General features: G+C 76.1%; 6 protein-coding genes. 3 read left to right on the top strand and 3 right to left on the bottom strand.

The features are described 5' to 3' along the window. Nucleotides 1–75: 75 nt before the first annotated feature. On the bottom strand, nucleotides 76–984 hold the full coding sequence (locus AB0F18_RS37950) for an ABC transporter permease subunit (RefSeq protein ID WP_362069720.1): 909 nt from the start codon (nucleotides 982–984) through the stop codon (nucleotides 76–78). Then, complete coding sequence (locus tag AB0F18_RS37945) at nucleotides 981–3,707, bottom strand: alpha/beta fold hydrolase (RefSeq protein ID WP_362069717.1); 2,727 nt, start codon at nucleotides 3,705–3,707, stop codon at nucleotides 981–983. Before AB0F18_RS37945 ends, AB0F18_RS37950 begins: the two co-directional genes overlap by 4 nt. Before the next feature lie 154 nt (nucleotides 3,708–3,861). Between AB0F18_RS37945 and AB0F18_RS37940 the strand changes: the two genes are divergently transcribed. The 3 genes from AB0F18_RS37940 (at nucleotide 3,862) to AB0F18_RS37930 (ending at nucleotide 6,338) form a co-directional block, all read left to right on the top strand. Continuing rightward, nucleotides 3,862–5,406, top strand: a complete 1,545-nt coding sequence (locus AB0F18_RS37940; protein ID WP_362069714.1) for an ATP-dependent DNA ligase — start codon at nucleotides 3,862–3,864, stop codon at nucleotides 5,404–5,406. Nucleotides 5,407–5,485: 79 nt separating this feature from the next. Beyond that, on the top strand, nucleotides 5,486–6,136 hold the full coding sequence (locus tag AB0F18_RS37935; RefSeq protein ID WP_362069711.1) for an XRE family transcriptional regulator: 651 nt from the start codon (nucleotides 5,486–5,488) through the stop codon (nucleotides 6,134–6,136). 16 nt (nucleotides 6,137–6,152) lie between these two features. Beyond that, the gene (locus tag AB0F18_RS37930) at nucleotides 6,153–6,338 is read left to right on the top strand and encodes a DUF6126 family protein (protein WP_362069708.1); all 186 of its coding nucleotides are present in this window, start codon (nucleotides 6,153–6,155) and stop codon (nucleotides 6,336–6,338) included. On the opposite strand, the gene AB0F18_RS37925 is transcribed toward AB0F18_RS37930, so the two are convergent. After that, the coding region (locus tag AB0F18_RS37925) for a DUF6629 family protein (RefSeq protein ID WP_362069705.1) at nucleotides 6,253–6,750 on the bottom strand (498 nt) is incomplete at its 5' end. The genes AB0F18_RS37930 and AB0F18_RS37925 overlap by 86 nt on opposite strands.

The raw sequence follows: 6,750 nt of genomic DNA, 5'->3' as shown, positions 1-6,750 counted from the left end.
GGCCCCGCCGCGCCGGGGGGGGCCCCGCCCGGCCCGCGGGGGCCCCCCCCCCCCCGCGGCGAACCCCAGCGGGCCTCAGGACACGATGTCCTTGCGGGAGAAGCCGCGGAACGCGAGGGCGAACAGCACCACCGCGTACGACACCGACACCACGGCCCCCTTGACCATCCCGCCCCACTCCAGCTGCGGCTGAAGGGCGTCCGCCCAGGCGAACTGCCAGTGCGCGGGCAGGAACTCGCGCCAGGACCCGAGCGCGGTCACCGCGTCCAGCACGTTCCCGACGATCGTCAGCCCGACGGCGCCGCCGACCGCGCCCAGCGGGGCGTCCGTCCGCGTCGACAGCCAGAACGCCAGCCCGGCCGTGACCAGCTGCGACACGAACACGAAGGCCACGGCCAGCGCCAGCCGGGGCACCGTGTCCCCGGCGGCCAGCGCCCCGCCGGCGGGCAGCTTCAGCGGCCCCCACCCGTACGCGGCCGTGCCCGCCGCCAGCGCGACCACCGGCAGCAGCACGATCGCGGCGAGGCTGAACCCGAGCGCCACCACCAGCTTGCTCCACAGCAGCCGGGCCCGTGGCACCGGCGAGGCCAGCAGGTAGCGCAGCGAGGACCAGCTCGCCTCCGAGGCGACGGTGTCCCCGCAGAACAGGGCCACCGGCACGACCAGCAGGAAGCCGGCCGACACGAACAGGCAGGTCGCGGCGAAGTTCGCGCCGGAGGCCGTCGCCGTGTCGATGAAGCTGACCCGGCCGTTGCCGCCGCCCCCGCCGTCGTCCGGCCCGCCGCCCACCGCGAAGGCGATGATCATGACGAAGGGCAGTGCGGCCAGCACCCCGCCCATCACGAGCGTCCGCCGCCGGCGCCACTGCCGCAGCGCCTCCACGCGCAGCGGCAGCGTCCGCCCCGGCCGGTAGCCGGGCGCGGTCTCCTCGGCGGTCGTCCCGGTGGGCGCCGAGGCGGGGGCCGAAGCCCGTACGGCACTCATGCCGCACCTCCGATCAGGGTCAGGAAGGCGTCTTCGAGCCGCCGGTGCGGCCCCACCGCCGACACCGGCAGCTCCAGCCGCACCAGTTCGGCGATCAGGGCGGCGGGCGTCGCACCGTCGAGCCGTACGAGCAGCCCCTCCTCGGCGGGCACCACGGAGGCGACGCCCTCCAGCGCCGCGACCTTGCCCACGGCCACCTCGTCCACCGGGCTCTCCAGTGCCACCAGCAGGGTGTCCCCGCCGCCGGTGATCTCGGAGACCGGACCGGCCTGCACGAGCCGCCCGCGGTCCATGACCACCAGGTGCGTGCAGGACTGCTCTACCTCCGACAGCAGGTGGCTGGAGACGATGACCGTCCGCCCGCCGGCGGCGTAGCGGATCATCACGTCCCGCATCTCCCTGATCTGCGGCGGGTCCAGACCGTTCGTCGGCTCGTCCAGGATCAGCAGGTCCGGCAGCCCCAGCATGGCCTGCGCGATGGCGAGCCGCTGCCGCATGCCCTGCGAGTATGTGCGCACTGCGCGCTCCAGGGCGTCGCCGAGACCGGCGATCTCCAGCGCCTCCGCCATGTGCGCGTCCCCGGCGGGGCGGCCGGTGGCCTGCCAGTACAGCTCCAGGTTGGCGCGGCCGCTCAGGTGCGGCAGGAACCCGGAGCCCTCGACGAACGCCCCGACCCGCGACAGCACCGGGGCCCCGGGCCGGATCGGGTGCCCGAACACCCGGATCTCCCCGGCGTCCGGCGCGATCAGGCCCATCAGCATCCGCAGGGTCGTGGTCTTCCCGGCCCCGTTGGGCCCCAGCAGGCCCAGCACCTGGCCCTGTTCCACCCGGAACGACAGGTCCCGCACGGCATAGCGGTCCCGGGCCTTCGCGTAGCGCTTCGTCAGCCCGGTGATGTCGAGCGGCACGCCGGCCAGCGCGGGCTCGGGCTGCGCCGACTCCGCGCGGCCCCGGCCCGTCCGGCGGATCCCGAGCAGCGCGGCGGCCAGCGCCACGGCGCCCAGCGGCAGCCACCAGACCCAGGCGGGCAGCCCGGCGGTGGCGGTCCGCACGCCGTCGGCGACCGGCACCCGCAGGGGCTCGTGCATCGAGACGGTGTACGAGGCCGGCTCGGCCGGGGAGGCGTAGCCGAGGTCCGTGGCCGCGACCACCAGCCGCAGCCGGTGCCCGGCCTGGAAGGAGTGGTCCACGGCCGGCAGCCGCAGCTGCACGCTCCGCCCCTGCCCGGCGTCCGCCACCCGTACGGGCGCCACGAGCTGGCTCGGCAGCACCTGCTGCCGCCCGTCGGGCCCCACGTCGTACAGCTTCCCGAACAGCACGGCCGAGCCGTCCGCAGCCGTCGACCTCAGGTCGAGGGTGATGGTCGGGGTGCCGGTGAGCCGTACCTCCGAGGCCAGCGGCTCCGATTCGAAGCGGGCGTTCTGGCCGGGGAAGTCCAGGGAGAACCCGGTTCCGAGGGAGGCGAGCTGCCCGCCGATCCCCGGCAGCGCCGACAGCGCGGGCGGAGCCCCGCCGGCCGGGTTCGCGAAGGTCTGCTCCCGACCGGCCAGCGCGAACGGACGCGGATCCGCCAGCAGTCCCGGGTAGCGGTCGCCGGTCGCGCCGCGCACCATGATCCGCCCGTCGGTGGAGTCGATGCCGCCGGTGCGCGTGATCCGGAAGGCCGGGCCGGTGTCCACGCCCTCGTCGCCCTTGAGGTACCGGTCGAACCAGGCCGTCACACGGCTCTCGATCCGGCCGGACTCGCGCATGCCGCCGTCGTGGCCGCCGGCCGCCCAGTCCACGGCGACGGGGGCGCCGTTCGCGGCGATGGCCTTCGCCATGGCGTCGGCCTGGTCGAGCGGGAAGAGGGAGTCCTCCTGCCCCTGCACGATCAGCGCCGGCACCCTGATCCGGTCGCCCACGGCCGAGGGGCTGCGCCGCTCCAGCAGCTCGCGCGCCTCGGCGTCGGGCTTGCCGGCCACGGCGACGCGCTCGTACATGGCGCACAGCCGGGGCTCGAACCGGCCGCAGCCGGGGGCCGTCGGCGGAGCTCCCGCGGCTGCGGCCGCTCCGGCCGGGAGGCCGGACTGCTGGAGGCCGTCCGCCGACCCGCCGGTGAAGAAGATCCCGGCCCAGAGCTTCTTGAACACGCCCTCCGGGAAGAGGGAGTCGGCGAGGTTCCAGTACGTGATCTGCGGGGCGATCGCGTCCACCCGCCGGTCGTACCCGGCGGCCAGCAGCGCCACCGCCCCGCCGTAGGAGGCGCCGGCCACGCCCACGCGGGGGTCGCCGTCCCCGTCGAGCCGCACCTCGGGGCGGCGGGCCAGCCAGTCGATGAGCGCGGAGACGTCCTTGACCTCGTGCTCGGGATCGTTCAGGCCGATCTTCCCGCCGGAGCGGCCGAAGCCGCGCGCCGACCAGGTCATCACGGCGTAGCCGTCGCGGGCCAGGCGCTCGGCCTGCGCGCGGACGTCGTCCTTGCTGCCGCCGAAGCCGTGGCCGAGGAGGACGGCCGGACGGCGCCCGGAGCCGTCCCCGGCCGTGAAGAAGGACGTGTCGATGCCGGTGGGACCGGTCGCGTCGGCGCCGGGCATACGCAGGACCTGGTCCTGGCGGTGCACGGCCGGCGCGTCCCCGGAGGCGGCCGAGGCCGTCCAGGTGCCGGCACCCGCCAGGACCGCGAGGGCGGCGGCGCCGGCGAGCAGGCGGTCCCGGGGCCGCCGGGGCAGTCGGAGCTTCATAGGGGAACCCTAAAGCCCGTGATCGCCTTCCCCGAGCTCCCTCAGGGGGAGCCCCGCCCCTTCTCCAGGAGTACCCGCGCGGCCCCGCGTACCGCAGCCGCGGTACTCCGGCCCCGAACTGCGGGGTGGTCCCGGCGGCGGCAGGATGGTGCGCATGCTGTTGGCCGAGGTCGCGCGCGTGTCCGGGGAGGTCGCCGGGAGCTCCGCCCGGTCGCGCAAGACCGCCCTGCTCGCGGAGCTCTTCTCCGCCGTCCCCGCCGACGAGGCCCCCGTGGTCATCGCCTACCTCTCCGGCCGCCTCCCGCAGGGCCGCCCCGGCGTCGGCTGGCGCACTCTCGCCCAGGACGCCGAACCCGCCGCCGCCCCCACCCTGACCGTACGGGCCGTCGACGCGGCGGTGACCGAGCTGGCCGCCGTCTCCGGCCCCGGCGCGCAGGCCGAGCGGCGCCGGATCGTGGGCGCGCTGCTCGGCGCGGCCACCGAGCCCGAACAGCGGTTCCTGCGCAGCCTGCTCTCCGGTGAGGTGCGCCAGGGCGCGCTGGACGCGGTGGCCCTGGAGGGGGTGGCCGCGGCCGCCGGGGTGCCGGCCGCGGCGCTGCGCAGGGCGGTGATGCTGGACGGCTCGCTGCCCCGGGTGGCGGCGGCGGTGCTGGCCGAGGGGGCCGCCGCGCTCAGCGGGGTGACCCTGCGCATCGGGCAGCCGGTCCAGCCCATGCTGGCCGGGACCGCCCGCTCGCTGGAGGACGCCCTGCGCGCGCTCGGCCCGTGCGCGGTGGAGGAGAAGCTCGACGGGATCCGGGTCCAGGTCCACCGCGAGGGGGAGGACGTACACGTGTACACGCGGTCCCTCGACGAGATCACCGGCCGACTGCCCGAGGTCGCCGAGCTGGCCCGGAGCCTGCCGGGGGAGCGGTTCGTCCTGGACGGGGAGGTCATCGGCCAGGACTCCGGCGGGCGGCCGGTGCCCTTCCAGGAGATCGCGAGCCGGGTCGGCTCCCGCGTGGACGTCGACGCCGCCCGCCGCGCCCTCCCCGTCACCGCGTACTTCTTCGACCTGCTGGCCCTCGGGGACCGGGTCCTGCTGGACCTGCCGGTCCGCGAACGGTACGCGGCCCTGGCCGCCCTCGTCCCCGGGGCCGCCCGGGTCCGCCGACTGGTGGTGGAGGACCCGGCGGCGCAGGAGGACGAGGCGCGCGCATTCTGGGCGGAGACCCTGCGCCGCGGCCACGAGGGGGTCATGGCCAAGGGCCTGGACTCCCCGTACGCGGCGGGCCGGCGCGGCAAACAGTGGCTGAAGGTGAAACCGGTCCACACCCTCGACCTGGTGGTGCTCGCCGTCGAACGGGGCCACGGCCGCCGCACCGGCCTGCTGTCGAACCTGCACCTCGGCGCCCGCGCCGCCGACGGCACCTTCGCCATGCTCGGCAAGACCTTCAAGGGCCTCACCGACGAGATGCTGCGCTGGCAGACGGAGCGGCTGCACGAACTGGCGGTGGAGGACGACGGGTTCACCGTGCGGGTCAGGCCGGAGCTGGTCGTCGAGATCGCCTACGACGGCCTCCAGCGCTCCCCGCGCTACCCGGCCGGGGTGGCCCTGCGCTTCGCCCGGGTCCTGCGGTACCGCCCGGACAAGGGCCCGGAGGAGGCCGACACCGTCGAGACGGTCCTGGCGCGGCGCGGCGGCGGCGCGGAGGGCTGAGCCGGGGCCGCGAGAGGAGGATTTGCCTCAGAGGCAAGAGAGATTGCCAGCGGGGTAATACTCTGGCTCAATTCGGGGCATGACCCCCCGTCCCGAGGAACCCCCGGACACCGAGGCCCCCGGAGCCCCCGGCGGAACCGCCGAGGAGCTGCCCGCCGTGGCCCCGCAGCTGCGCGAGCTGCGCCGGCGCGCCGGGCTCACCCTGGAGGCCGCCGCCGCCCGGGCCCGGCTCTCGCCCGCGCACCTGTCGCGGCTGGAGACCGGCCGGCGCCAGCCCTCGCTGCCGCTGCTGCTCGGGCTCGCCCGCACCTACGGTACGACCGTCTCCGAACTGCTCGGCGAGACCCCGGGCGTCGCCGATCCCATCGTACGGGCCGGCGGCCCCGGGGCCCGAGAGGCCGACGGGTGGACGTACTGGCAGGCCGGCGGCTCCGGCCGGGGGATGCAGGCGCTGCGCGTGCACGTCCCCCAGGGCCGCCGCCAGGGCGAGCTGGTCCGCGTACACCCCGGTGAGGAGTGGCTGTACGTGCTCAGCGGGCGGCTGCGCCTGCACCTGGGGGAGGCCGAGCACCTGCTGGAGCCGGGGGACAGCGCCCACTTCGACTCGCTGACCCCGCACCGGATCGGCGCGGCCGGTCCCGGCGGGGCGGAGCTGCTGTTCGTCCACACCCTGCTGCAGAGCAGCCTCGCCGGGGTGTGCCTCGGCGGCGCCGCCCAGCACCACCACTAGCCGAGGAGTCATCCGTATGCCGTCCCAGGGAGAGAACGTGTCCGGTGCGTCCGAGCGGCCCGCGCCGCTGTCCGTCTTCCAGCGCTTCGAGTCGAAGTTCCCGCGCGGCCTGGTCATCAGGCTGATCGCGTACCTGTTCGTCGGCCACCTCTTCGCGTTCTTCGTGTACCTGCTCTTCGTCCTGGGCGGCCAGAACCAGTAGGGGGACCGTCGCGCCGCACCCAGCCCAGCACCAGCACCGACGCCACCGCCGCGAAGGCGCACCAGGCCGAGGCGAACTCCAGCCGCCACAGTGCCGCGCACACCACCGCCCCCGCGCCCAGCACGGCCCCCAGTACCCGCAGCCGCCGGTCCCCGGACAGCAGCAGGGAGCCGAGCGTGGCGCACAGGTACCCCGCCAGCACCAGCGGCGCGTACGGCACGTCCACCGCGTAACCGAGCAGCCGACCCCGCACCCCGGCGGTCACCGGCCCCACCGCCAGGCAGTACGCGAGCACCGCGGCGGTGGCCGCCCCCACGGCCGCCGGCCCCCACAGCCGGCCCCCGGCGCCGGGCGGGGGCGCGAGCAGCACCCCGAGCGGTACCCACACCGGCAGCACGGCCAGCGCGATCAC

Origin of the sequence: Streptomyces sp. NPDC029216, assembly GCF_040648015.1 — a bacterium.
Lineage (GTDB): Bacteria > Actinomycetota > Actinomycetes > Streptomycetales > Streptomycetaceae > Streptomyces.
The sequence above is the reverse complement of the archived record's forward strand: the minus strand, read 5'-3'. Positions and strand labels throughout refer to the sequence as shown.